Annotated in this window: 19 protein-coding genes; 13 read left to right on the top strand and 6 right to left on the bottom strand. The window is 67.5% G+C overall.

The window, feature by feature from the left end; all coding sequences use genetic code 11:
* Positions 1–24 precede the first annotated feature (24 nt).
* The gene (locus ATE62_RS03810) at positions 25–936 is read left to right on the top strand and encodes an aldo/keto reductase (RefSeq protein WP_058807045.1); all 912 of its coding nucleotides are present in this window, start codon (positions 25–27) and stop codon (positions 934–936) included.
* On the opposite strand, the gene ATE62_RS03805 is transcribed toward ATE62_RS03810, so the two are convergent.
* A complete protein-coding gene (locus tag ATE62_RS03805; protein ID WP_082662582.1) occupies positions 933–2,099 on the bottom strand; it encodes an iron-containing alcohol dehydrogenase in 1,167 nt (388 codons plus the stop codon). The genes ATE62_RS03810 and ATE62_RS03805 overlap by 4 nt on opposite strands.
* Positions 2,100–2,255: 156 nt before the next feature.
* Here ATE62_RS03805 and kduI point away from each other — a divergent pair, with 156 nt between their 5' ends.
* From kduI to ATE62_RS03785, 4 genes are read left to right on the top strand one after another with little or no spacing between them, the layout of a single operon-like run.
* The gene (kduI, locus tag ATE62_RS03800) at positions 2,256–3,098 is read left to right on the top strand and encodes a 5-dehydro-4-deoxy-D-glucuronate isomerase (RefSeq protein WP_058807046.1); all 843 of its coding nucleotides are present in this window, start codon (positions 2,256–2,258) and stop codon (positions 3,096–3,098) included.
* Complete coding sequence (gene kduD / locus ATE62_RS03795; protein ID WP_058807047.1) at positions 3,098–3,853, top strand: 2-dehydro-3-deoxy-D-gluconate 5-dehydrogenase KduD; 756 nt, start codon at positions 3,098–3,100, stop codon at positions 3,851–3,853. The genes kduI and kduD overlap by 1 nt, the downstream gene beginning before the upstream one ends.
* Positions 3,854–3,896: 43 nt before the next feature.
* Positions 3,897–4,910 (top strand): sugar kinase, encoded by a 1,014-nt coding sequence (locus ATE62_RS03790; protein ID WP_058807068.1) that lies wholly within the window; start codon positions 3,897–3,899, stop codon positions 4,908–4,910.
* Positions 4,897–6,411: a carboxylesterase/lipase family protein gene (locus ATE62_RS03785; protein WP_058807048.1), complete on the top strand. Its 1,515-nt coding sequence runs from the start codon at positions 4,897–4,899 to the stop codon at positions 6,409–6,411. The genes ATE62_RS03790 and ATE62_RS03785 overlap by 14 nt, the downstream gene beginning before the upstream one ends.
* Here the strand turns inward: ATE62_RS03785 and ATE62_RS03780 are convergent.
* From ATE62_RS03780 to ATE62_RS03770, 3 genes are read right to left on the bottom strand one after another with little or no spacing between them, the layout of a single operon-like run.
* Positions 6,408–7,388, bottom strand: a complete 981-nt coding sequence (locus ATE62_RS03780; protein ID WP_058807049.1) for an alpha/beta hydrolase — start codon at positions 7,386–7,388, stop codon at positions 6,408–6,410. The genes ATE62_RS03785 and ATE62_RS03780 overlap by 4 nt on opposite strands.
* A 4-nt stretch (positions 7,389–7,392) precedes the next feature.
* Positions 7,393–7,788 (bottom strand): cupin domain-containing protein, encoded by a 396-nt coding sequence (locus ATE62_RS03775; RefSeq protein WP_082662581.1) that lies wholly within the window; start codon positions 7,786–7,788, stop codon positions 7,393–7,395.
* Positions 7,785–9,158 (bottom strand): pectate lyase family protein, encoded by a 1,374-nt coding sequence (locus tag ATE62_RS03770; protein ID WP_058807050.1) that lies wholly within the window; start codon positions 9,156–9,158, stop codon positions 7,785–7,787. The genes ATE62_RS03775 and ATE62_RS03770 overlap by 4 nt, the downstream gene beginning before the upstream one ends.
* Before the next feature lie 259 nt (positions 9,159–9,417).
* Here ATE62_RS03770 and ATE62_RS03765 point away from each other — a divergent pair, with 259 nt between their 5' ends.
* Both ATE62_RS03765 and ATE62_RS03760 read left to right on the top strand, forming a co-directional pair.
* Positions 9,418–12,252 (top strand): TonB-dependent receptor, encoded by a 2,835-nt coding sequence (locus ATE62_RS03765; protein WP_058807051.1) that lies wholly within the window; start codon positions 9,418–9,420, stop codon positions 12,250–12,252.
* Between the two features lie 74 nt (positions 12,253–12,326).
* Entirely contained in the window at positions 12,327–13,937 is a 1,611-nt protein-coding gene (locus tag ATE62_RS03760) for a family 43 glycosylhydrolase (protein ID WP_058818425.1), read from the top strand.
* A 184-nt stretch (positions 13,938–14,121) separates the two neighbouring features.
* Here the strand turns inward: ATE62_RS03760 and ATE62_RS03755 are convergent, their stop codons facing one another.
* Together ATE62_RS03755 and ATE62_RS03750 are read right to left on the bottom strand one after the other, a co-directional pair.
* Positions 14,122–15,642 (bottom strand): UxaA family hydrolase, encoded by a 1,521-nt coding sequence (locus ATE62_RS03755; RefSeq protein WP_082662580.1) that lies wholly within the window; start codon positions 15,640–15,642, stop codon positions 14,122–14,124.
* A complete protein-coding gene (locus tag ATE62_RS03750) occupies positions 15,639–16,691 on the bottom strand; it encodes a LacI family DNA-binding transcriptional regulator (RefSeq protein WP_058810537.1) in 1,053 nt (350 codons plus the stop codon). The genes ATE62_RS03755 and ATE62_RS03750 overlap by 4 nt, the downstream gene beginning before the upstream one ends.
* Before the next feature lie 156 nt (positions 16,692–16,847).
* On the opposite strand from ATE62_RS03750, the gene ATE62_RS03745 reads away from it, so the two are divergent.
* The 6 genes from ATE62_RS03745 to ATE62_RS03720 are packed head-to-tail and all read left to right on the top strand — an operon-like array spanning position 16,848 to position 23,808.
* Positions 16,848–17,636 carry a 2-keto-4-pentenoate hydratase gene (locus ATE62_RS03745; protein WP_058810544.1) on the top strand — a complete coding sequence of 263 codons (789 nt, stop codon included), beginning with the start codon at positions 16,848–16,850 and terminating at the stop codon, positions 17,634–17,636.
* Positions 17,637–17,659: 23 nt separating this feature from the next.
* Positions 17,660–18,976 (top strand): MFS transporter, encoded by a 1,317-nt coding sequence (locus ATE62_RS03740; protein ID WP_058810538.1) that lies wholly within the window; start codon positions 17,660–17,662, stop codon positions 18,974–18,976.
* Entirely contained in the window at positions 18,973–20,385 is a 1,413-nt protein-coding gene (gene uxaC, locus ATE62_RS03735) for a glucuronate isomerase (protein ID WP_058810539.1), read from the top strand. The genes ATE62_RS03740 and uxaC overlap by 4 nt, the downstream gene beginning before the upstream one ends.
* On the top strand, positions 20,382–21,704 hold the full coding sequence (locus ATE62_RS03730) for a mannitol dehydrogenase family protein (RefSeq protein WP_058810540.1): 1,323 nt from the start codon (positions 20,382–20,384) through the stop codon (positions 21,702–21,704). Before uxaC ends, ATE62_RS03730 begins: the two co-directional genes overlap by 4 nt.
* 59 nt (positions 21,705–21,763) lie before the next feature.
* The gene (locus ATE62_RS03725; protein ID WP_331458567.1) at positions 21,764–22,099 is read left to right on the top strand and encodes a DUF485 domain-containing protein; all 336 of its coding nucleotides are present in this window, start codon (positions 21,764–21,766) and stop codon (positions 22,097–22,099) included.
* A complete protein-coding gene (locus ATE62_RS03720) occupies positions 22,096–23,808 on the top strand; it encodes a cation acetate symporter (protein ID WP_058810541.1) in 1,713 nt (570 codons plus the stop codon). Before ATE62_RS03725 ends, ATE62_RS03720 begins: the two co-directional genes overlap by 4 nt.
* Positions 23,809–23,888 lie beyond the last annotated feature (80 nt).

Raw genomic sequence — 23,888 nt, 5'->3', positions numbered from 1 at the left:
GGTGCGAAGCCTTATAGGGGGGCGATGTCCGATCTCCTTCCCCCCGTTCCCGCCACTTTGCCCATCGGGGCGAGCGGCCTGTCCGTCTTCCCCATCGCCTGGGGCATGTGGCGCTTCGCCGATAACGACGTCGCCGCGGGCCGCGTCCGGATCGAGGCGGCGCTCGCAGCCGGCGTGACCTTGTTCGACACCGCCGATGTCTACGGCGCCGACACCGCGGGCCGCTTCGGCGCGGCCGAGGAATTGCTGGGTCAGGTCTTTGCCGAAGCGCCGGGGCTGCGCGACCGGATGGTGCTTGCGACCAAGGGCGGGATCATCCTCGGCACCCCCTATGATTCGAGCGCTTCCTATCTCGCCAGGGCGATCGACGCCTCGCTGGCGCGGCTCGGCGTCGAGCATGTCGATCTGTGGCAGGTGCATCGCCCCGACCTCTTGACCCACCCGCAGGAACTCGCGCGCGTCATCGAGGATGCGCATGCCGCGGGCAAGATCGGGGCGATCGGCGTGTCCAACTTCACCCCGGCGCAGACCGCGGCGCTCGCCGCGCATCTGTCGCTGCCGATCGTCAGCCACCAGAGCGAATTTTCGCCGCTGACGCTCAATCCGCTGTTCGACGGCATCTTCGACCAGGCGATGGAGCGCGGCATGGGGTTTCTCGCCTGGTCGCCGATGGGCGGCGGGCGGCTCGGCGATCCCGCCGACGAACGCGGCCGCGCGGTCGCGGCGCTGCTCGATGCCAAGGCGGCGGAGCATGGCGTGTCGCGCGCGGCGGCGACGTGCAGCTGGATCCTCGCGCATCCCGCGCGTCCGATCCCGATCGTCGGTACGCGCCAGCCCGAACGGATCGGTCAGATCGCTGACGCGCTCAAGCCGCGCTGGACGCGCGCCGAATGGTATGACGTGCTGCAGACGTCGATGGGCGAGAATCTGCCCTAGCCGTCCCAGACCTGCGCATAGAGCATCGCCATCTCCTCGGCGTTCGGCACACGCGGATTGTTGGCGGGCGAGCCTGAGGCGGCGGCTTGCGCGCACATCGTCGGCACCAGCGCCTCCCAGCGCGCGGCGTCGATGCCCCAGGCAGCGGGCCCGGGCACTTCGAGCTCGCGGTTGAGCGCCGCCAGTTCGTCGAGCAATCGCGCGACGGCGGACTGGTCGCCCTCGGCCTCGTCGGCGATGCCCATCGCGCGCGCGCAGTCGCCATAGCGATGGAGCGCCGCGGGCGCCGACCAGGCGGTGACGGCGGGCAGCAGCATCGCGTTCGACAACCCGTGCGGGACGTGGAAATGCGCGCCGATCGGGCGGCTCATCCCGTGCACGAGGGCGACCGAGCTGTTCGAGAAGGCGATCCCGGCCTGCGTCGCGCCGAGCATCATCGCCTCGCGCGCGGCGGCGTCCATCGGGTCGGTGCAGACGCGGCGGAGGTTCGGCGCGAGCGCGCGCATCGCGAGCAGGGCCATGCCGTCGCTGAACGGATTGGCGCGCTTCGACACATAGGCCTCGATCGCATGGACGAGCGAGTCGATCCCGGTGTCGGCGGTCAGCCTTTTGGGTTTGGTGAAGGTCAGCTCGTAATCGACGAGCGCCGCGACCGGCAGATAGGCGAGGCCGGGGCAGAGCATCTTTTCGTCGGTCACTTCGTCGGTGATGATCGTGAAGCGCGTCGCCTCCGACCCCGTGCCGGCGGTGGTCGGGATCGCGATGATCGGCAGCCCGGGTTCGTCCTGGACATGCGGCGCCTTGTAATCGGCCATCGCGCCACCATGTTCGGCGAGCAACGCAAGCGCCTTGGCGCTGTCGAGCGGGCTGCCGCCGCCGAAACCGACGACGCAGTCATGCTCGGCTTCGCGGAGGAAGGCGAGGCCTGCGTCGATCGAGGCGACGGTGGGGTCGGGGACGGTGTCGGCGAAGATGCGTGCGACGACGCCCGCCTTTGCCAGTTCATCGGTCAGTTCGGCGACGCGCCCGCTGGCCGCGAGATAGAGGTCGGTGACGATCAATGGCCGCGACAGGCCGAGCGACGTCAGCACCTCGGGCAGCTGCTTCGATGCGCCGCCGCCGATGCGCAGGATGCGCGGCAGGGCGATGCTGGCGATGCTCAATAGACCTCTCCCGGACGACGTTCATACGACCCTAGCTCGATCGGGGGGGCGTGCAAATTGACGATCGTTGCGCATATCGCCCATGTTGATCTTGACACCGGTTACCATGAGCCGTAGCACGGCGCTCAACCAGCAACGTCAGCGAGGATGCCCCCGATGTTTTCCAAGACCTATTACGCCACCCATCCGGTGATGATGGAGGAGGTGTCGAACGCCGAACTGCGCGACCGCTACCTGATCCAGGACCTGTTCCGTACCGGCGAGTGCGTGCTCAATTACACGCACGCCGATCGCTTCGTGATCGGCGGGGTCGCGGTGGGCGCGGCGCCGGTCAAGCTGCCCGCGCAGACCGAGCCGCCCTCGGCGGCGGGGCACCCCTTCCTCGAGCGCCGCGAGATGGCGATCGTCAATGTGTCGTCGGTCGAAGGCACCGTCACCGTCGACGGCGAAGCCTTCACGCTCGGCAACAAGGATTGCCTCTATGTGACGATGGGCGCGACCGACGTCAGCTTCGCGGGCGAGGGCGCGCGTTACTATCTGGCGTCGTGCCCGGCGCATAAGGCGTTCACGACGCGCAAGCTCGGCATCGCCGACGCCAACAAGCTCGACCGCGGCAGCCTGGCCGAATCGAACGAGCGCAGCATCTACCAGCTCGTCATCCCCGGCGTGTGCGACAGCGCGCAGCTGGTGATGGGCCTGACGGTGCTGAAGGAAGGCAGCGTCTGGAACACCATGCCGCCGCACATCCACGAGCGCCGCAGCGAAATCTATTTCTATTTCGAGCTCGACAATGTGGATAGCGACCGCGTGATGCATTTCATGGGCGAGGGCGAAGCGACGCGCCACATCGTGATGCAGAATGAGGAAGCGGTGATCTCGCCGCCCTGGTCGATTCATATGGGCGCGGGCACCAAGGCCTATGCCTTCATCTGGGCGATGGCGGGCGAGAACCAGGATTATACCGATATGAACGTCCTCGACATCTGTCAGCTGTCGTAATGGCCGGGCTGTTCGACCTTTCGGGCAAGGTGGCGCTGGTCACCGGCGCCAACACCGGCATCGGGCAGGGCATCGCGCTCGCGCTCGCCGAAGCGGGCGCGGACATCGCCGCCGCCGGGCGCTCGGCCGCCGACGAAACCGTCGGCAAGGTGCGCGGGCTCGGGCGGAAGGGCGAAAATTTCGCCGCCGATCTGTCGAGCGTCGGCGCGGTCCAGCCGCTGGTCGACGCCGTGCTCGCCGAGTATGGGCGGATCGACATCCTGGTCAATAACGCCGGCATCATCCGCCGCGCCGATGCGGTCGACTTCACCGAAGCCGACTGGGACGCGGTGATGGACACCAATCTCAAGACGCTCTTCTTTCTCTGCCAGGCGGTGGGCCGCCACATGATTGCGCGCGGGTCGGGCAAGATCGTCAACATCGCCTCGATGCTGACCTTCCAAGGCGGCATCCGCGTGCCGAGCTATACCGCGTCGAAATCGGGCGTTGGCGGGCTAACCAAGCTGCTCGCCAACGAGTGGGCGGCGAAGGGCGTGCAGGTCAATGCGATCGCGCCCGGCTATATCGCGACGAACAACACCGCTGCGCTGCAGTCGGACGAGACGCGCAACCGCCAAATCATGGAACGCATCCCCGCGGGCCGCTGGGGCGACCCGAAGGATATCGGCGGGGCGGCAGTGTTCCTGGCGTCGAGCGCATCGGACTATGTGCAGGGCCATATCCTCGCGGTCGACGGCGGCTGGCTCGCGCGCTGATTTTGTAAGATACTGACCGCGGCAGGCGGCGAATGGAGTGGGGATGGCAGAGGGTAGACTCGTCTTTTTCGGCGAATTGCTGATCCGCCTGACCGCGCCGGGCAACGAATTGCTGATGCAGTCGCCCGCGCTGTCGCTCCACGTCGGCGGCGCCGAGGCGAATGTCGCGATCGGGCTCGCGCATCTCGGCCATGATTGCGCGATGGTCAGCAAGATTCCTTCGAACGCTCTGGGTCGCGGAGCGGTGGCGGCGGTGCGCGGCGCGGGCGTCGATTGCACCGCCGCCACGCCTTATCCGGGGCGCATGGGGCTCTATTTCCTGAGCGTCGGTGCGGGGTTGCGCGCGTCCGAGATCGTCTACGACCGCGCCGGATCGAGCTTCGCGGCGACCGGGCCCGAGGATTATGATTTCGACGCGCTGCTGGGCGGCGCGCGGCTGCTCCACCTGTCGGGCATCACCCCCGCGCTCGGGCCGCGCTCGGCCGAGGCGGCGCTGGCGGCGGCGCGCGCGGCGAAACGGCGCGGCGTGCCGGTGAGCTTCGACGGCAATTACCGCGCGATGCTTTGGGAGGCGTGGGACAGCGATCCGCGCGCGGTGCTCTCCGAACTGATCGGGCTCGCCGACATCCTGTTCGGCAACCACCGCGACCTGTCGCTGGTGCTGGGCCGCGACTTCAGCGGCGAGGGCGAGGACCGTCGGCGCGAGGCCGCCGAGGCGGGCTTTTCGGCCTTCCCCGATCTCAAGCTGATCGCCTCGACCGCGCGGCATACGGTGTCGGCCGACCATCATCGCATCGCGGCGCGGATCGATCTGCGCGAGGGCTCGCACCAGACCGACGAGGTCGACGTCACCGGCATCGTCGACCGGATCGGCGCGGGCGATGCTTTTGCCGCGGGGGTGCTCCACGCGCATCTCGGCGGCGGCGATGCGCGCGCGATGGCCGCCAGCGGCCTCGCGCTGACCTGCCTCAAACACAGCTTGCCCGGAGACGCGAGCCGCTTTAGCCAGGCGGATATCGACGCGTTTCACGGGGGAGGGCTCGATGTCCGGCGCTGAGCCGATTGGTCGTCGCAAGCTGCTCGAAGGAGCGGCGGGTCTGGTCTTGCTGTCATACGCCGCCCCGTCGTGGGCGCAGGCCGGTAATGCGGCCGTCGCCGCAGCCGACGGCATCTATCGCAGCAAGCCGCGCAAGGAGAATGAGCCGCTGTGGGCGGCCACCTACCTTGGCATTCGTTATGCGCGCGCCGAACGCTTTCGCGCCCCGGTGCCGGTGACCGCCGCCGAACAGCCCTTTGCCGAGCAGGGACAGTTCGGCCCCGCCTGTCCGCAGGCCGGCGATCGCTACCAGCCGCAGTCCGAGGACTGCCTGTTCCTCAACGTCTGGGTGCCGACGACCGCCGCGAAGAAGCCGCGCGCGGTGATGGTCTATTTCCATGGCGGGGCCTATTCGTCGGGCAGCGTCACCGACCCGCTCAACGACGGCGCGCTGTTGGCGATGCGCGGCGATGTCGTGGTGGTAACGGTCAATCACCGGCTCAACGCGCTCGGCTATCTCTACCTGCCCGAGCGCTTCCCCGACAGCGGCAACGCCGGGCAGCTCGACCTGATCGTCGCGCTCCGATGGGTGCAGCGCAATATCGCCGCCTTCGGTGGCAATCCCGCCAACGTCACATTGTTTGGCCAGTCGGGGGGCGGGGCGAAGATCGCGACGCTGATGGCGATGCCCGAGGCGGCGGGGCTGTTCCACAAGGCGATCACGATGAGCGGGCAGCAGGTCACTGCCTCGGGCCCGCTCAACGCGGCCAAGCGCGCCTCGGTGTTCGTCGACAAGCTGGGCAAGGGCGTCGATCCCGCGACCGCGCCGGTCGGTGATCTCGTCGCGGCGCTGTCGGCGAGCGATCCGATCATCGGCGGCAATGTGTATATGGGGCCGGTGCTCGACATGAAAAATCTGACGCGCCACCCCTTCTGGCCCGATCCCGCGCCGCAGTCGCTGGGCATCCCGATGATGCTGGGCAATACGGTGATGGAGACGCGCGCCTTCTACGCCGCCGACGGCAAGCAGCTGGGCGGGCTCACTTACGACAATCTCGCGGGGCGGATCGGGCCCGAGATGCGGGTCGATATCGATCCCATGTGGGTCGTGGCGCAATTCCGTGCGCGTTATCCGGGCGCGCAGCCGCTCGAGCTGTTCCACCGCATCGTCACCGCGGCGCGCAGTTGGCGCGGGCAGGTCGAGGAGGCCGAGGCGCGCGCGCGGGCGGGGGCGCCGGCCTATGTCTACCAGCTCGACTATATGGACGCGAAGCACGCCGACGATATCGCGCTGGTGTTCGGCACCGGGCCGGACCAGTCGACGTGCAAGCACCAGGTGAGCATGGCGATGGTGACGGCCTTCACGCGCTTTGCGAAGACGGGCAATCCGGGCTGGGCGGCCTATGATCTCAAGAAACGGCGGACGATGATCTTCGACGCCTATGCGCGCGTCGAGGATAATCCGCGCGCGTGGGAGCGCGAGCTGTTCGCGCGCGTGCCCTATATCCAGCCGGGCAGCTAGACGATCTTCCTGGCGCCGAGCCAGTTCCATAGCAGTTCTGGCCAGATCGCGACGGGCAGCCCCGCGGTCTTCATCAGCCCGAAGCCGTGTCCGCCTTCGGCGAAATAATGCGCCTCGCAATGCGTGCCGATCGCTCGCGTGGCTTCGTGGAGGCGGAGGCTGTTCTCGACCTTCACGACCTCGTCGTCCTCGGCGTGGAGCAGGAAGAGCGGCGGCATGTCGGGACGGACCTGGTGTTCGGGCGAATGGAGCGCCTCGCTGGCGGCGTCGGGGGCCGTGCCGAGCAATTTCTCGCGGCTGACCGCGTGGGCGATGGCGGGATCCATCGACACCACCGGGTAGATGGCGGCGAGGGCGTCGGGGCGTGCCGACAGCGCGTCGGCGGCGTCGAGCGGCGCATAGGCCCTGGCGTCGAAGCGGGTCAGCAGGCTGGTCGCGACATGGCCGCCCGCGGAAAAGCCGCCGAAGGCGACGCGCGCGGGGTCGACGCCGTCTAGGCTTGCGCGGCTGCGTACCAAGCGCACCGCGCGCTGCGCGTCGGCGAGCGGGACGTTCGAACGATCGGCCCAGCCGTCGCCGGGCAGGCGGTAGAAAAGGACATAGGCTGTGACGCCGCGGTCCTTGAGCCAGCGCGCGAGCTCATAACCTTCCTTGTCGATGACGACATAGCGATAGCCGCCGCCGGGGGCGAGGATCACCGCGGCGCCATTGGGCCTGGCCGGGCGGAAGATGTCGAGACGCGGGTGGGTGATGCCCTGCAGCATGCGGTCGCTGGCCTGCGGATCGTCGCTGCGCTGGACGATGCTCTCGGCCAGGCCGGGCGGAATGCCGAGATGGCCTTCGGGCCAGAGGGGGATGCTCGCGTCGGGCGCGATGCCGGCGGGGCGCGTCCATGGCGCCTTTGCCTGCGCGGCCGCAGCGCCCGCCAGCGGCAGAGCCAGCCCGGCTGCCAGAACTGCGCGGCGGTCGAGTGTCATCGCGCTACTCCGCCGGCTTGTTGGGATAGGCGATGATCAGCACCAGCGGGGCGTCACCGGTCTGGCGGATGCCGACCTTCGCGCCCTTGTAGAGCCAGGCGGCGGTGCCTTTGCGGAGTTCCTTTTCCTCGCCGTCCGAATGGACGACGCCGGTGCCCGACAGGACGTAGTAAATCTCGTCATGGTCGATCGGGTGGATACCGATCGCCGCGCCCACATGCAGCGCGCGCTTGCGGAATTCGAAGCTGCGCGGCGCGGGGATGGCGTCGCTGATCCGGTACGCGGTCGACATCCCGATCGCGCCGTGCGGCGGGGCTTCCTCGCGCACCGTCTCGGCCTCGTCGATCACGACCATCGCTGGGGCGCCCGCGGCGAGCAGCGCGGCGAGGAGCATCGTCATTGCGCCCGCGACGCGCGGTCGCGCGGCGAAAGCACTTCCTGCGGCATCGGCGCGGTCTGGCCGGGATAGAGACCCGATCTGGGCTCCATGGTCGCGAGGTCCCATTCGGCCTCGACGAAGGGCGCGCGGACCGGCGGCCCGGCCTTCGGATAGCCGCTGACTTCCTTCTCGTCGTCGATCACTTCGCCGCGGCCTTCGGCGACGAAGAAGAGCACGCGAATCTCTTGGGCATCGCGCGCCCAGGGCCGCGCGCCCGCCGTCGCGAGCACCGAGGTCTCGACGTCGCGTACCGGCAGGATCTTGTACCCACCCAATGGCGCGAGCGGCGCCTTGGCGCGGATGAGCTGCGCGCGCGTCTCGCCGTAGCGGCCGAATTCGGGCAGCGCTTCGCCGTGGCGGTCGACCGCCAGATTGTCCTTGCCATAATATTCGAGGTCGCCGTCGCCGCCGAGCATCAGGAAGGGCAGCCGCGCGTCGGTGTCGTTGCCGCCGCGCATGACATTGCCGACCGCGGTGATCTGGCCGGTGACATAGTCGTGGCCGACCCATTCGAGCGCCATCAGGTTGTAGTGCACCGCGCGGTGCTGCGGATTGTAGATCAGGTTGTTGATCATCAGCGCCTGCCCGCCGCCCTTGATCAGCGGGTTGCGCTCGACATTGTGGGCCCAGAGGTTGCGGTAGAAGACGATGCCCGTCGCATTGTCGTGGATCAGCGATCCCTTGCTGTGCTCGCCCTTGGGGTGGCTCGCGTCGGCGAGCCCCTCGGCGGCGAGATTGTTCGAAAAGGTGATGTTGCGGCTGGTGCCCGCGCGCCAGTCCTCGACGCTCTGGCCCGTGAAGCGCGGGCCCGACGCCGACATATTCTCGTCGATCCCCCACATGAGCGTGCAATGGTCGACGATGACATTGTGCGCGGCGACGGTCGAGAAAGTGTCGGCCTCCCACCCGCTGCGCTTGGGCTGGCCGTCGACCCCGGTGAAGACGCGCAGGTGGCGGATCACGACGTCGTGGGTCTTCACGTCGATGCCGGTGCGGATCAGCGTGATGCCGGGGCCGGGGGCGGTCTGGCCGGCGATGGTCAGGAAGGGATGTTTGATCTCGATCCCCTGGCGCCCCATGTCGATCACGCCGCCGACCTCGAACACGATGATGCGCGGGCCCGGCGTCTCGATCGCCGCCTTCAGCGATCCCGGACCGTCGGGCGCGAGCGTTGTCACGCGCAGGATTTCCCCCCCGCGGCCGCCGACGGTATGCGCCGCGGGGCCGACCGCGCCCGGGAAGGCGAGGGGGGCCGACTCGGCGGCGAGCGCGCCGCTCATGGGCAGGGCCGGGGCGATCAAAAGCGCCGCAAGCCACAGCTTTTTCAGCATCCGTCTCTCCTTTTCATTGGGGTATTGACAGCTCTGTCCATATCCTTCAATCTTCCTGACACCGGTTACCCCAACCGGTCAACGAGAAAATATCGACGGGGAGAGGTCAATGGATGGCCCGCCGCAGACATGCGGCGGCATTGCACCCCTCTCGAAAATCATTCGGCAAACCGGCGCACCGCTTTCGTTTGTCAGGCAAAGTAACCGGTGTCATTTGTGTCAACGAGCGCGAATGGCCCTGGTCAAAGGGAGGAATTTGATGGCTATTCACGCAATGCAGGGCGTCCGCAATCTGGCGAGATTGGCGTGCGGGGTTTCGCTCGCGGTGCTGGCGGTGTCGCCGGCTCGGGCGCAGGACGCGGCCGACGCCGCGGCGCCCGCCGACGAGGTCGCCGCCGAGGACGAAATCGTCGTCACCGGCTTCCGCGCCTCGCTCGACAAGGCGCTCGACGTCAAGCGCGACTCGGTCTCTTCGGTCGACGCGATCGTCGCCGAGGACATCGCCAAATTCCCCGACCAGAATCTCGCCGAATCGCTGCAGCGCATCCCCGGCATCACGATCCAGCGCGACGGCGGCGAAGGGCGCGCGATCACCGTGCGCGGGCTCGGCTCGCAATTCACCCGCGTGCGCGTCAATGGCATGGAGACGGTCGCGACCTCGACCGACGGCGCCTCGGCGAACCGCGACCGCGCTTTCGACTTCAACGTCTTCGCCTCCGAATTGTTCAGCTCGATCGTCGTGCACAAGACCGCCGAAGCCTCGCTCGACGAGGGCTCGCTCGGCGCGGTGGTCGACCTCAACACCGGCAATCCGCTCGCGGGCAAGAGCGGCTTCACCGCCGCGCTGTCGGCGCAGGGCAGCTATAACGACCTGTCCGAAAAGGTCGGCCCGCGCGTCGCCGGCCTGCTGAGCTGGGTGAACGATGCCGGCACCTTGGGCGTCGCCGTCTCGGCCGCCTATTCGGACCAGAAGACGCTCGAACTCGGCAACAACAGCGTGCGCTGGGCGCAGGCGCGCTTCGATTCGGTCGACGGCACGCCCTGCTGGACCACCGCCAATTCGGGCGGCACCTATGTCCCGAGCGCCGCGTGCAACGAGGTTGCGCTCGCCTTCCACCCGCGCATCCCGCGCTACGGCGAAATCGCGCACGACAAGAAAAGGCTGGGCATCACCGGGTCGATCCAGTTCGCGCCGACCGACGCAACCAAGATCTCGCTCGACGGGCTCTATTCGAGCTTCAAGCACCAGCGCCGCGAGCGCTGGGCCGAAGTGCTGCTGCGCAGCAACGAGCGGTCGATCAACGTCAGCGATTATGAAATCGACGGCGACAACAACCTGATCTCGGCGACGCTCGACGACGCCTGGGTGCGCACCGAACATTATCTGCGCAAGGCGAAGACCGAATTCTATCAGTTCGGCGCGACCTGGGATCAGGATGTCAGCGACAGCTTCCGCTTCACGCTGCTGGGCGGCATGTCGAAATCGACCGCGTCGATCCCGCTCGAAACGACGATCGTGTTCGACGACCGCGATGCGCAGGACTATCGCTACGACTATAGCGACATGGCGCGGCCGGTGCTGACCTTCGGCACCAGCGTCACCGATCCCGCGAACTTCCAGCTCGCCGAAATCCGCGACCGTCCCTCGGAGGTGGTGAACAAGTTCCGCACCGCGCAGCTGCGCACCGAATGGGACGTGACCGACGGCTTCACGGTCAAGGCGGGCGGCGTCTATCGCCGCTTCGACTTCAGCAGCATCGCCTTCACCCGCGACACGGTGGTGTGCGGCAATGGCGGGGTCGACCGCGTGCTCGGCACGCTCAACTGCTCGCCGAGCTCGGCCTTCGGCCCGAACGCGGTCTATGGCTTCGCGGTCACCCCGGCGCTGGCGGAAATGTTCACGCTCGGCAGGGCGGGGCAGCCCGCGGGTACGACCACCGAATGGCTGGTCGCCAACCTCGACGCGACGACGGCCTTCACCAATCTCTACGGCCGTACCCCCGCGCTCGACGCGGGCAATAACCGCGCGGTGCGCGAAGAGGTGACGGGCGGCTATCTGCAGTTCGACGCCAAGGGCGAGCTCGCCGGGCTGCGGTACGCGCTCAACGCCGGCGTGCGCTATGTCCACACCGACCAGACGTCGGCGGGCCTCAACAGCGGGACGGCGGTGACGGTCGGGCGCAAATACGAGGACTGGCTGCCGTCGATGAACCTCGCGCTCTTCCCGCACGACGATTTCATCATCCGCGCCGCGGTCGCCGATGTCGTGACGCGGCCGACGCTGGGCAACCTGACCCCGGGCGGCTCGGTCGACGGGTTCAACTATCGCATCAACTATGGCAATCCCTTCCTCGATCCGTTCCGCGCGACGTCGTACGACCTGGCTTTCGAATGGTATTTCGCGCCGCAGTCGATCTTCTCGGTCGCGCTGTTCAAGAAGGATATCGCAAGCTTCCCGGTCGCCACGACGACCAGCGGAACCTTTGCGTCGACCGGCCTGCCGCTGTCGGTGATCCCGCCGAGCAGCCCGGGCTCGATCAACCCCGAGGGCCAGCTGTGGACGATCACCTCGATCGGCAACGGCGAGGGGGCGAAGCTGAAGGGCATCGAGGTCTCGGTGCAGGCGCCGTTCAAGTTCCTGCCGGGTTTCCTGTCGAACTTCGGCGGCATCGCCAACTTCACCTATGTCGACTCGAGCGCCGACTACAACGTCGCCGGGCCGGCGGTGGTGCCGGGCGGGCCGAACCCCGGCTCGGTAAGCAACAGCACCCTGTTCAACCTGTCGAAAAAGGCGTTCAACGGAACGCTCTATTATGAAGACAGCAAGTTCAGCGCGCGCGTGTCGATGAGCTATCGTAGCGCCTTCAACGACGCCACGAGCGCGACGGGCAATGTCTTCGAAGGCTATGGCTCGACGATCAACGTCGATGCGTCGGTGCGCTATTCGATCACCGAGAATATCGACCTCTCGGTCGAGGGCATCAACCTGACCGACGAATATCGCTATCGTTTCACCGATGCCGCGACGCGGCGCAATTACGAGAATAACCATTTCGGCCGCACCATATTGTTCGGTGCGCGCGTCAAGATCTGACGCGATGGGTTAGTCCCGGTGAGGCCCGGCCTGCGCTTGCGGGGGCCGGGCCTTTCTTTTTGGAGGAGAGACAAGTGACCGATCGGCGCGCGCTGTTGAAACTGGCGGGGACGGGGCTGTTCGGGGCGGGGCTGTCGGGGCTTTCGGCGCCCGCCGCGCTCGCCGCGGCGGCGGCGCCCGGACAGGCCGCGCCGCCCTGGGCGCGGGGTTTCGACGGGCAGCGCGTCCCCGACCTCGGCGACGGGCGCTTCCTCAACCCGATCATGGCGGGCGACCATCCCGATCCGTCGATCCTGAAGGACGGCGCCGATTATTATATGACCTTCTCGACCTTCGAGAGCTATCCGGGGCTGGTCATCTGGCATTCGCGCGACCTGGTGAACTGGCGCCCGATCGGGCCCGCGCTGCACCGGAATATCGGCTCGGTCTGGGCGCCCGAGCTGTGCAAGCACGGCGGGCGCTATTTCCTGTACATCCCCACCAAGGCGCCGAACACCAGTTGGGTGATCTGGGCCGACCGGATCGAGGGGCCGTGGAGCGATCCCGTCGATCTGAAGCTGCCCAACCATATCGACCCCGGCCATGCGGTGGGCGAGGACGGATCGCGCTGGCTGTTCCTGTCGGGCGGCGACCGCGTGCGCTTGTCCGACGACGGGCTGTCGCGCATCGGCGAGCCCGAGCATGTCTACGATCCCTGGCGTTATCCATCGGACTGGGTGGTCGAGGGTTTCGCGCCCGAGGGGCCGAAGATCACGCGCCATGGCGACTATCATTACATGATCACCGCGGTCGGCGGGACGGCGGGGCCGCCGACGGGGCATATGGTGATCGCGGCGCGCTCGAAGTCGATCCACGGCCCGTGGGAAAATTGCCCCGCGAACCCGCTCGTCCACACCAAGTCGGCGGGCGAGAAATGGTGGTCGCGCGGCCATGCAACCTTGGTCGAGGGGCCCGCGGGCGACTGGTGGAGCGTCTATCACGGCTATGAGAACGGCTATTGGACATTGGGGCGGCAGGCTTTGCTCGACCCGATCGAATGGACCGCCGACGGCTGGTTCCGGATGAAGGGCGGCGATTTGTCGGCACCGATCGCCAAGCCCAAAGGCGGCAGCATCGCCGGGCCGCACGGCATGGCGCTGTCCGACGATTTCAAGGCGCTGGCGCTCGGGGCCAAATGGAATTTCTTCAAGCCCGCACCCGACGAGACGGCGCGCGCGCGCGTCGAGGGCGGGGCGCTGGTGCTGAAGGCGCGCGGCAAGGCGCCGTCGGATTCCTCGCCCTTGCTGCTGATCGCGGGCGACCAGGCGTATCGCTTCGAATGCGACATCGAGATCGCGCCGGGCGGCACCGCGGGGCTGATCCTCTTCTACGACGACCGGCTTTATTGCGGCCTCGGCTTCGACGGCGAGCGCTTCGTGACGCACCAATATGGCATCGAGCGCGCGCGGCCGGTCAATCCGCACGGGCGGCAGATGCGGATGCGCGTGACCAACGACCGGCACATCGTCACCTACGACACCAGCGGCGACGGTGGTAAGACATGGGTGCGCTTCGACCGCGGCATGGAGGTTTCGGGGTACCACCATAATGTGCGCGGCGGCTTCCTGATGCTTCGGCCGGGCTTGTATTCGGCAGGGGAAGGGGAGGCGCGGTTTCGCGATTTCCGGTTCGAGGCTCTGGTGTAGCGTTTTTGTTTCGCGCAAAGACGCAAAGGCACAAAGAAGTCGCCTCAGGTTTCGAAGTCTGTTGCCGCCGCAGGCGGCCTTTGAAAGCGCTTCGCGCGAAGGAGGGCGAGGCGCCGATGCTTGGTGCCTACCTCTTCGTGTCTTTGCGTCTTTGCGCGAAACTATTCCGTACGCAGCGGTGGCCCTAAAGCGTCACGCCCGACTTCCAGATCGCGATCTCGCGTTCCTCATTGGCCTCGGCGCGCGTTTCGGCGCCCGAGGCGGTCGCGGCGATGAGGTCGAGCAGCGCATCCGACGCGGCGTCGAAGCCTTCGCTGAGCACCTGCCCGGCGTCGAAATCGATCCAGCCCGACTTGCGCGAAGCGAGCCCGCTGTTCGATGCGATCTTCAGCGTCGGCGCCGGAAAGCCGAGCGGGGTGCCGCGGCCGGTGGTGAAGAGGATCACCGTGGCGCCCGCGGCGGTGAGCGCGGTCGACGACACCGCGTCGTTGCCCGGCGCCTCGAGCAGGGTGAGGCCGGGCAGCGCCGCCTCGCCGCCGTAGCGCTGGACGTCGACGAGCGGCGCCTGGCCGCCCTTCTGCACCGCGCCGAGCGACTTTTCCTCGAGCGTGGTGATCCCGCCGGCGATGTTGCCGGGGGAGGGGTTTTCGCTGACGGGCTCGCCGTTGCGGATGAAATATTGCTTGAAGTCGTTCACCAGCCGGGCCGTCTCGTCGAACACTGCGCGCGAGACCGCGCGGTCCATCAGCATCTGTTCGGCGCCGAAAATCTCGGGGATTTCGGTGAGGATCACCTTGCCGCCCGCCGCCGCGACGGCATCGGCCATGCGCCCGACGAGCGGGTTGGCGGTGAGGCCCGAGAGGCCGTCCGACCCGCCGCATTTGACGCCGAGCGTCAGTTCCGACAGCGGCACCGGCGTGCGTTCTATACCGGCGCAGGCCTCGACCAGCTCGTCGACCAGCGCCACGCAGGCCTCGACATCGTCCTCGACCGCCTGCGCCGACAAGGTGCGGATATGGCCGCGGCGTTCGGGCGCGACGCCTTCGAGCAGCGGCGCGAGCTGGTTGCTTTCGCAGCCGAGCCCGACGATCAGCACGCCGCCGGCGTTGGGATGCTGCGCGAGCGCGGCGAGCAGCCCGCGCGTATGGCCGAGGTCGTCGCCGAGCTGCGAGCAGCCGAAGGGGTGCTTGAAGGCGTGGACGCCGTCGATGCGCCCGGCGTGGCGCTCGCCCGCGATCCGCGCGACGCGCGCGGCGAGATTGCCGACGCAGCCGACGGTGGGCAGGATCCAGATCTCGTTGCGCGTGCCGACGCGGCCGTCGGCGCGGCGATAGCCGGCGAAGCTGCGCGGGGCGGGGGCGGGCGCGGCGTCCGTGGCTTCGTGCTCCGTGTAGCGATAGTCGCCTTCGCCGCTGAGCGCGGTCGCGAGATTGTGGCTGTGGACGTGCGCGCCGACCGCGATGTCGGCGGTCGCGCGGCCGATTTCGAAGCCATATTTGATCACCCGCTCGCCGCGCGCGATCGGGGCGAGGGCGAATTTATGGCCGCGGCCGACCGCGTCGCTGAGCATGATCGCGGCGCCGTCGACCTCGATCCGGTCGCCCGCTCCGGCATCGGCGAGGCAGGTCGCGACATTGTCGCCGGCGTGGATGCGCAGCGCCGCTACCGGTGTCATCGGCGGGGCGAGGGAGACGGTTTCGCTCATCGTTTCGCCGCCGCCACCGACTGGCGCTCGACGAAGGTCGAGGGCAGGACGTGCGACTCCTCGTCGGCCGCGCGCGTGTTGATGTCGAGGAAGTCGGGCACCAGCGCGCGCGCGGCGCGCATGCCCATCTCGCGGATCGGCCAGCGCACCGTGCTGAGCGCGGGCCAGATGTGCGTCGCGGTCGGGCTGTCGTCGAAACCGATGATCGAGAGGTCTGTCGGCACCGCGATGCCCTTGCCATGCGCGACGCTCATCACCCCCGCCGCCATCTCGTCGTTCGAACAGAAGATCGCGGTCGGCGGCTCGGCGAGCGACAGCAAGGCCTCGCCCGCATCGATCCCGGCGGTGTAGCGATAATTGCCCGGCGCGAAGAGTTCGTCGGGGAGCGCCAGCCCGGCGGTGGTCAGCGCTTCATGGAACCCCTTTTCGCGCTCGGCGGCCGAGCGGAAACCGACCGGGCCGCGCACGAAGCCGATGCGGCGATGCCCGAGTTCGACGAGCTTGCCCACCGCCTCGGCGACGACTTCGCGGTCGTTCGACGAGACGCAGTGGCGGACGTCGTCAAGCGGCGCCGACCCGACGCGGACGTAGCGGACGCCGAGTTCCTCGCACAGCGCGGCGAGTTCGTCATTCTCCGAAATCGGCGGCAGCAGCAGCGCGCCGATCGGGCGCTGCTTTTCGAGGAAGGTGCGGACGTCGTCGAGCAGCCGGTCCGACCCGCGATCGACGGGGCGGACGAGCAGCGCGAGGTCGCTGTCCTTGATCGCGTCGAGCACGCCCTGCTGGAAATTGAGCACCGTCTGCGCGTTGGGATTGTCGTGGAGCAGCGCGATCAGGAAGTTGCGGCGAAATGCCAGCGCGCGCGCCTGGGGGTTGGGCACGAAGCCGAGCATCTTGATCGCCTGCTCGACCGCCTGGCGCGTCTTGTCGGTAATGAATTCGGAGCGGTTGATGACCCGGCTGACCGTTTTTTTCGACACACCGGCCAGCGCCGCGACGTCGTTGATCGTCGGTTGCTTGCCGCTTTTTTCCCTCGTGCGTGGCGCCATGAAGTTTCGACTTTTCCTGTGCATGCCCGGTTGGTCCGGCATGCCATTTCCTAGTGAGCGCACTCCGCCATAAAATCAACCGGGCTTGACGGCTAAGCGCTTGCTTTTGACACCGGTGTCTCTTACAGGATTTTCCGGAAGAGGGAAATGACAAAGATGTCGGCATTGAACGAACAAGAGAATGTCGCCCGGGCGTTCATCGCGGCGCGCGCGGAAAAGACACCGCTTACCGCCTATCCCGGCGTCATGCCGCAGACGATGGTCGAGGCCTATGCGATCCAGGACCGCGCGATCGCGCTCGACGGGCGCCGCATCGGCGGCTGGAAAGTCGGGCGCATCGCCGCCGACCTGGTCGACCAATATGGCGACAATCGCCTCGCGGGCCCGATCTTCACCGACGAGATTTTCGACGGCAGCAACGGCGTCGAGCCCGCAATGCCCGTCTATGCCGCGGGCTTCGGCGCCGCCGAGGCCGAGGTGCTGCTGCGCTTCGGCGAGGTCGGCGAGGGCGATTATGATATCGACACGGTGCGCGGCTGCATCGACGAGGTGCGCACCGGGATCGAGATCGCGAGCTCGCCCTTCCCGGCGATCAACCGCCACGGCCCCGCGGTCACCGCGTCGGACTATGGCAACAACAAGGGGCTGGTGCTCGGGCCGGTCATCCCCGACTGGCGGAGCGCCGACCTGATCCGCATGCCGGTCGAATTCTTCATCGACGGCGCGCGCGTCGGCGCCGCGACGATGGAAGCGATGCTCGACGGGCCCTTCGGATCGGCCTTGTTCCTGATCCGCACGCTGCGCGCGCGCGGCATCGCGATCCCGCCCGGCACCTGGGTGTCGGCGGGCGCGATCACCGGTATTCACGAGATTCGCCCCGGCCAGTGGGGCGAGGCGCTATTCGACGGAAAAATCCGCGTCGGCTGTTCGATTACGGGCTACTAAAGCTCACCACGGGAGAGAGATACATGGCACAGGCAATCGCGGACGGAGGTGCGGCGGCGCCGGTGCCACGCTCGGGGCGGTATCGCTGGATGATCGTCGCGCTGCTCTTTGCGGCGACGACGGTCAATTATATCGACCGCACCATGCTCGGCCTGCTCGCGCCGACGCTCGGCACCGAGCTCGGCTGGAGCGAGAACGACTATGGCAACATCGTCACCGCCTTCCAGGCGGCTTATGCGATGGGCTTCCTGTTGATGGGCTGGCTGATCGACCGCTTCGGGCCGAAGGTCGGCTATGCGATCGCGATCAGCATCTGGACCGTCGGCCATGTCGCGCACGGTTTCGCCTCGTCGGTGATCTCCTTCATGATGGCGCGCGTCATCCTCGGCGTCGGCGAGGCGGGGCATTTCCCGTCGGTCGTCCGCGCGTCGAGCGAATGGTTCCCGCAAAAGGAACGCGCCTATGCGATCGGCTGGGTCAACAGCGCGACGACGATCGGCGTGATCCTGACCGCACCGACGATCGCCTTGTTCATGCGCGTGCTGGGCTTCGACTGGCGCGAGACCTTCATCTACACCGGGGCCTTCGGCGCCGTGCTGCTGCTGCTCTGGCTGTGGCTCTACAGCAACCCGCGCGAGAGCGGGAAGGTGAGCGAGGCCGAACTCGCGTGGATCGAGCACGACCCGCCCGAAAAGATCGAACGCATCGGCTGGAGCAAGATCGTCACCAAGCGCGAGGCCTGGGCCTTTGCGATCGGCAAGTTCCTGACCGATCCCGTGTGGTTCCTGATGCTCTTCTGGCTGCCCAAATATTTCAGCTCGACCTATGATGTCGACCTGAAGGTCGTGCTGCTGCCGATGATCATCATGTACCTCTTGTCCGACGTCGGCAGCATTCTCGGCGGCTGGGTGTCGTCGAAGCTGATCCAGCAGGGGCATAGCGTCAATTTTGCACGCAAGGTCACGATGCTCGGCGCGGGCTGCTGCGTGCTGCCCTTGCTGTTCGTCACCGGGCTCGACAATATGTGGCTCGCGGTGGTGCTGATCGGTATCGCGCTCGCGGGGCATCAGGCCTTTTCGTCGACGATCCTGTCGATCCCGCCCGACATGTTCCCCAAGCGCGCGGTCGGCTCGGTGATCGGCCTCGGCGGCTTTGCCGGCGGCATCGGCGGGATGATCATGGCCAAGTCGACCGGCCTCGTGCTCGACGCGACGAACGGCAATTACACCGTCATCTTCGCGGTCTGCACGACCGTCTATTTCCTCGCGGTGCTCGCGATCCACTTGCTCAGCCCGCGGCTGACCCCCGTAACCGTCGAAAGCGAACCGAAACCGTCATGACGCGCCCGCTCTCCCTCAATCCCGACCGGCTCTTCCCATCCGACCCTACGCAGCGCGACATCGCGCGGCGGCTCTATGCCGAGGTCGCGGAACTGCCGATCATCAGCCCGCACGGGCACACCGACCCCAGCTGGTTCGCGGGCAATGCGGCCTTCGGCAATGCCGCCGAACTGCTGCTGCACCCCGACCATTATGTCTTTCGCATGCTCTATTCGCAGGGTGTGCCGCTCGACGCGCTCGGCATCCGCAACAAGGCGGCGGATCCGCGCGAGAGCTGGCGGCTGTTCGCGCAGAACTACCATCTCTTCCGCGGCACGCCGTCGCGGATGTGGATGGATTGGGTCTTTGCCGAAGCCTTCGGGATCGACGTGCAGTTCGAGGCGGCAACCTCGGACCTATACTATGACCTGATCACCGAAAAGCTAGCGACCGACGCTTTCCGGCCGCGCGCCTTGTTCGACCGCTACCGGATCGAGGTGATCGCGACGACCGAGAGCCCGATCGATACGCTCAAGCATCATGCCGTGATCCGCGCCGCCAATGCCAGCGGCGAGTGGGGCGGGCGGGTGATCACCGCCTATCGTCCCGACCCGGTGGTCGACCCCGAGTTCGAGGGTTTCCGCAGCAACCTCCAGCGCCTGTCCGAGCTGTCGGGCGAGGATGCCTTGTCCTACGCGGGCTATCTCGCCGCGCATCGCAAGCGCCGCGCCTTCTTCGCCGAGATGGGCGCGACCTCGACCGACCATGGCCACCCGACCGCGGCGACCGCCGACCTGACGGCCGCCGAGGCCGAGGCGCTCTTCGCGCGCATCACCGGCGATCAGGTCAGCGCCGCCGATGCCGAGCTGTTCCGCGCGCATATGCTGACCGTCATGGCGGGGATGAGCCTCGACGACGGCCTCGTCATGCAGATCCACCCCGGTGCGTTCCGCAATCATAACCCGTGGCTGTTCGACCAATATGGCCGCGACAAGGGCGCCGATATCCCGACAAGCACCGACTATGTCCACGCGCTGCGCCCGTTGCTCGGCAAATATGGCAATGAGGCGGGGCTGACGATCATCCTCTTCACGCTCGACGAGACGAGCTACGCGAGGGAATTGGCGCCGCTGGCGGGTCATTATCCGGCGCTGAAGCTGGGCCCCGCCTGGTGGTTCCACGACAGCCCCGAAGGGATGCGGCGCTTCCGCAATCAGGTCACCGAGACTGCGGGTTTCTATAACACCGTCGGCTTCAACGACGACACACGCGCCTTCCTGTCGATCCCGGCGCGGCACGACGTCGCGCGGCGCATCGACTGCGGCTTCCTCGCGCAGCTCGTCGCCGAGCACCGGATGGAGGAATGGGAGGCGGCCGAACTCGCGGCCGACCTCAGCTATAATCTCGCCAAGGCCGCGTACAAGCTGTGAGACTGTCGCCCGAAACCGTCCTGCCCGCGTCGGTCGGGCGCCCGGCCTACGACCGCTCAGCCCAAGCCGCGGGCATCGTGCATATCGGCATCGGCGCGTTCCACCGCTCGCATCAGGCGGTCTACACCGACGATGCGATGGGCGCGGGCGAAGCGGGCTGGGGCATCGTGGGCGTGTCGCTGCGCTCGGGCGATGTCGCCGCGCAGCTTAATCCGCAGGGCGGGCTCTACACCGTCGCGACGCGCAGCGTGGCGGGCAGCAGCCTGCGCGTGATCGGCGCGGTGCAGCGGGTGCTCGTCGCGTCCCAGGATGCGCAGGCGGTGATCGATGTCATCGCGGCGCCCTCGACGCATATCGTGAGCTTCACCGTGACCGAGAAGGGCTATTTGCGCGCCGCCGATGGCGCGCTCGATCTCGCGGCGGCGAAGGGGCCGTCGAGCCTCTATCGCTTTGTCGGCGCCGCGCTCGCGGCGCGGCATAAGGCCGGGCTGCCCGGGCTGACCTTGCTCAGCTGCGACAATCTGGCGAACAATGGCGCGGTGCTGCGCCGGCTGATGCGCGAATATCTTGCGGCCGAGCATGGCGATATCGCCGACTGGTTCGACGCCGAGTGCCGCTGCCCCGCGACGATGATCGACCGCATCGTCCCCGCGACGACCGACGCCGACCGCGCCGCGATCGAGAGCGAACTCGGCGTGCGCGACGAGGGCGCGGTGGTCACCGAGGGCTTCAGCCAGTGGGTGATCGAGGATGATTTTGCCGGCTCGCGCCCGCGCTGGGAAGCCGTCGGCGCCGAACTGGTGAGCGACGTCGCGCCCTATGAGACCGCGAAGCTGCGCATGCTCAACGGCGCGCATTCGGCGCTCGCCTATATCGGGCTGGGGAAGGGGCACGAGTATGTGCACCAGGCGATCGCCGATCCCGCGATCCGCCCGGTCATCGAGCGGCTGATGCGCGAAGAGGCCGCGCCGACGATCGACGCTGCGCCGGGGCAGGACCTGTCCGCCTATGCCGATGCCTTGCTCGAACGTTTCGCCAATCCGGCGCTGCACCACCGGCTGATCCAGATCGCGATGGACGGCAGCCAGAAGATCCCGCAGCGCTGGCTCGAAACGCTCGCCTGGCACCAGCAGCGCGGGGCGCGCTGTGCGTCGCTCGAGGCGGCGGTCGATGCGTGGATCGCTTTCCTGCGCGGTGGGGAGCACCCGGTCGACGACCCGCTCGCCGACAGGTTGCAGGCTGCGGTGGCGGGCCCCGATGCGATGCAGGCGCTGTTCGGCGATGGCGGTTTGCTCGCTTCGGAATGGCGGCCCGATTAAGCGCTTGGGTTTGCGACGCACTCCCCGCATAGAGGCGTTCCAAAGCAGGGAGAGGCGCCTTGGAACAAGAAGATGGGTCGCAGGACAAGACGGCGGGGCACGTACACGCGATCGAGGCTGACGAGCGTTATCAAAGACTGGTGACGCGCCGCTCGCGCTTCGGCTGGCGGCTGACGATCCTGATGCTCGCCATTTATTTCGGCTATATCCTGCTGATCGCCTTCGAGCCGCATATCCTGGCGCGGCCGCTCGGGTCGGGCGTGACTTCGCTCGGCATTCCGCTGGGGCTCGGCGTGATCGTCGCGGGCATCGTGCTCACTGCCGTCTATGTCCGCCGCGCGAACAAGGTCTTCGACCGCGACCTCGACGCCTTGCGCAAGGATCATGGCGCATGAGCCGCTTTCCGATCACCCGCACCGCGCTGATCGTGCTGGCGCTCGGCTGGCCCGCGGTTGCCGCCGCCGATGCGCTGACCGGCCAGACCGAGCAGCAGGCGGCGAACTGGCCCGCGATCCTGATGTTCAGCGCCTTCGTGCTGGCGACGCTCGGCATCACGCGCTGGGCGGCGGGGCGCGTGCGCAGCGCCTCCGATTTCTACACCGCGGGCGGCGGCATCACCGGCTTCCAGAACGGGCTCGCGATCGCGGGCGACTATATGTCGGCGGCTTCCTTCCTCGGCATTTCGGCGCAGATTTTTGCCGACGGTTACGACGGGCTGATCTATTCGACGGGCTTCCTCGTCGGCTGGCCGATCCTGCTCTTCCTGCTCGCCGAGCGACTGCGCAACCTCGGGCGCTACACCTTCGCCGACGTCGCGAGCTTCCGCTTCGCGCAGACCCCGGTGCGGCTGTTCGCGGCGTTCAGCACGCTTGCGGTGGTGCTCTTCTACCTGATCGCGCAGATGGTCGGCGCGGGGCAGCTGATCAAATTGCTGTTCGGGCTGCCCTACACCTATGCCGTGCTGATCGTCGGCGCGCTGATGACCTGTTACGTCCTCTTCGGCGGGATGGTCGCGACGACCTGGGTGCAGATCATCAAGGCGGTGCTGCTGCTCGGCTGTGCGAGCTTCATGGCCTTTGCGGTGCTGTGGAACTTCGGCTTCTCGCCCGAGGCCTTGTTCGCCAAGGCGGTCGAGATCAAGACCGGCATCGCGGCGGCGGGCGGGGCGGCGCCCGAGGAGGCGGCCGCGAAAGGCCTGTCGATCATGGGGCCGGGCGGGTTCATCAAGGACCCCTTGTCGGCGATCAGCTTCGGCATGGCGCTGATGTTCGGGACCGCGGGCCTGCCGCACATATTGATGCGCTTCTTCACCGTTCCCGATGCGAAGGAAGCGCGCAAGTCGGTGCTGTGGGCGACCGGGTGGATCGGCTATTTCTATATCCTGACCTTCATCATCGGTTTCGGTGCGATCACCTTCGTCGCGTCGAACCCCGATTATCTGATGCCCGACGGCACACTGAAGGGCGGCGGGAACATGGCGGCGATCCACCTCGCGACGGCGATCGGCGGCGACATCTTCCTCGGCATCGTCAGCGCGGTCGCCTTTGCGACGATCCTCGCGGTGGTCGCGGGGCTGACCTTGTCGGGCGCCTCGGCGGTGTCGCACGACATCTATGCGTCGGTGGTGAAGAAGGGTGAGGCCAATTCGGCCGACGAGCTCAGGGTGTCGCGCTATACCGTGCCGGTACTCGCGCTGATCGCGATCGTCCTCGGCATCGCGTTCGAGAAGCAGAATGTCGCCTTCATGGTCAGCCTGGCCTTTGCGCTCGCGGCGTCGGGCAATTTCCCGGTGCTGGTGATGTCGCTCTTGTGGAAGGGCTGCACGACGCGCGGCGTCGTGATCGGCGGCTTCGTCGGGGTGACGCTGGCGCTGGTCCTGACGATATTGTCGCCGGCGATATGGGAGGCGGTGCTGGGGTATGAAGGCGCACCCTTCCCGTACAGTTCGCCGACGATCTTCTCGATGACCGCGGCCTTCCTGACGATCTGGCTGGTCTCGCTCGCCGACAAGAGCGGGCGCGCGGCGGTCGACCGGGCGGGCTATCCGGCGCAGCGCGTCCGTGCCGAAACCGGCATCGGCGCGGCGGGGGCCGCGGACCACTAGGGCCAGCGAATCTCCCCTCCCCAGCGGGGAGGGGGGGGTGGGGGAGCGAGGCCGCGCGTCCGCGTTCGAATGGAGTACCC

The organism is Sphingopyxis sp. HIX, assembly GCF_001468285.1.
Lineage (GTDB): Bacteria > Pseudomonadota > Alphaproteobacteria > Sphingomonadales > Sphingomonadaceae > Sphingopyxis.
This window is presented reverse-complemented; position numbering and strand designations above follow the sequence as displayed.

What these genes read in the sequence shown, in the direction of transcription:
- ATE62_RS03755 (WP_082662580.1), bottom strand. Translation starts at nt 15,642, where the DNA reads ATGAGCGAAACCGTCTCCCTCGCCCCGCCGATGACACCGGTAGCGGCG.
- ATE62_RS03780 (WP_058807049.1), bottom strand. Translation starts at nt 7,388, where the DNA reads ATGACACTCGACCGCCGCGCAGTTCTGGCAGCCGGGCTGGCTCTGCCG.
- kduD (WP_058807047.1), top strand. Translation starts at nt 3,098, where the DNA reads ATGGCCGGGCTGTTCGACCTTTCGGGCAAGGTGGCGCTGGTCACCGGC.
- ATE62_RS03770 (WP_058807050.1), bottom strand. Translation starts at nt 9,158, where the DNA reads ATGCTGAAAAAGCTGTGGCTTGCGGCGCTTTTGATCGCCCCGGCCCTG.
- ATE62_RS03810 (WP_058807045.1), top strand. Translation starts at nt 25, where the DNA reads ATGTCCGATCTCCTTCCCCCCGTTCCCGCCACTTTGCCCATCGGGGCG.
- ATE62_RS03745 (WP_058810544.1), top strand. Translation starts at nt 16,848, where the DNA reads ATGTCGGCATTGAACGAACAAGAGAATGTCGCCCGGGCGTTCATCGCG.
- kduI (WP_058807046.1), top strand. Translation starts at nt 2,256, where the DNA reads ATGTTTTCCAAGACCTATTACGCCACCCATCCGGTGATGATGGAGGAG.
- ATE62_RS03775 (WP_082662581.1), bottom strand. Translation starts at nt 7,788, where the DNA reads ATGACGATGCTCCTCGCCGCGCTGCTCGCCGCGGGCGCCCCAGCGATG.
- ATE62_RS03750 (WP_058810537.1), bottom strand. Translation starts at nt 16,691, where the DNA reads ATGGCGCCACGCACGAGGGAAAAAAGCGGCAAGCAACCGACGATCAAC.
- ATE62_RS03740 (WP_058810538.1), top strand. Translation starts at nt 17,660, where the DNA reads ATGGCACAGGCAATCGCGGACGGAGGTGCGGCGGCGCCGGTGCCACGC.
- ATE62_RS03720 (WP_058810541.1), top strand. Translation starts at nt 22,096, where the DNA reads ATGAGCCGCTTTCCGATCACCCGCACCGCGCTGATCGTGCTGGCGCTC.
- ATE62_RS03765 (WP_058807051.1), top strand. Translation starts at nt 9,418, where the DNA reads ATGGCTATTCACGCAATGCAGGGCGTCCGCAATCTGGCGAGATTGGCG.
- uxaC (WP_058810539.1), top strand. Translation starts at nt 18,973, where the DNA reads ATGACGCGCCCGCTCTCCCTCAATCCCGACCGGCTCTTCCCATCCGAC.
- ATE62_RS03785 (WP_058807048.1), top strand. Translation starts at nt 4,897, where the DNA reads ATGTCCGGCGCTGAGCCGATTGGTCGTCGCAAGCTGCTCGAAGGAGCG.
- ATE62_RS03790 (WP_058807068.1), top strand. Translation starts at nt 3,897, where the DNA reads ATGGCAGAGGGTAGACTCGTCTTTTTCGGCGAATTGCTGATCCGCCTG.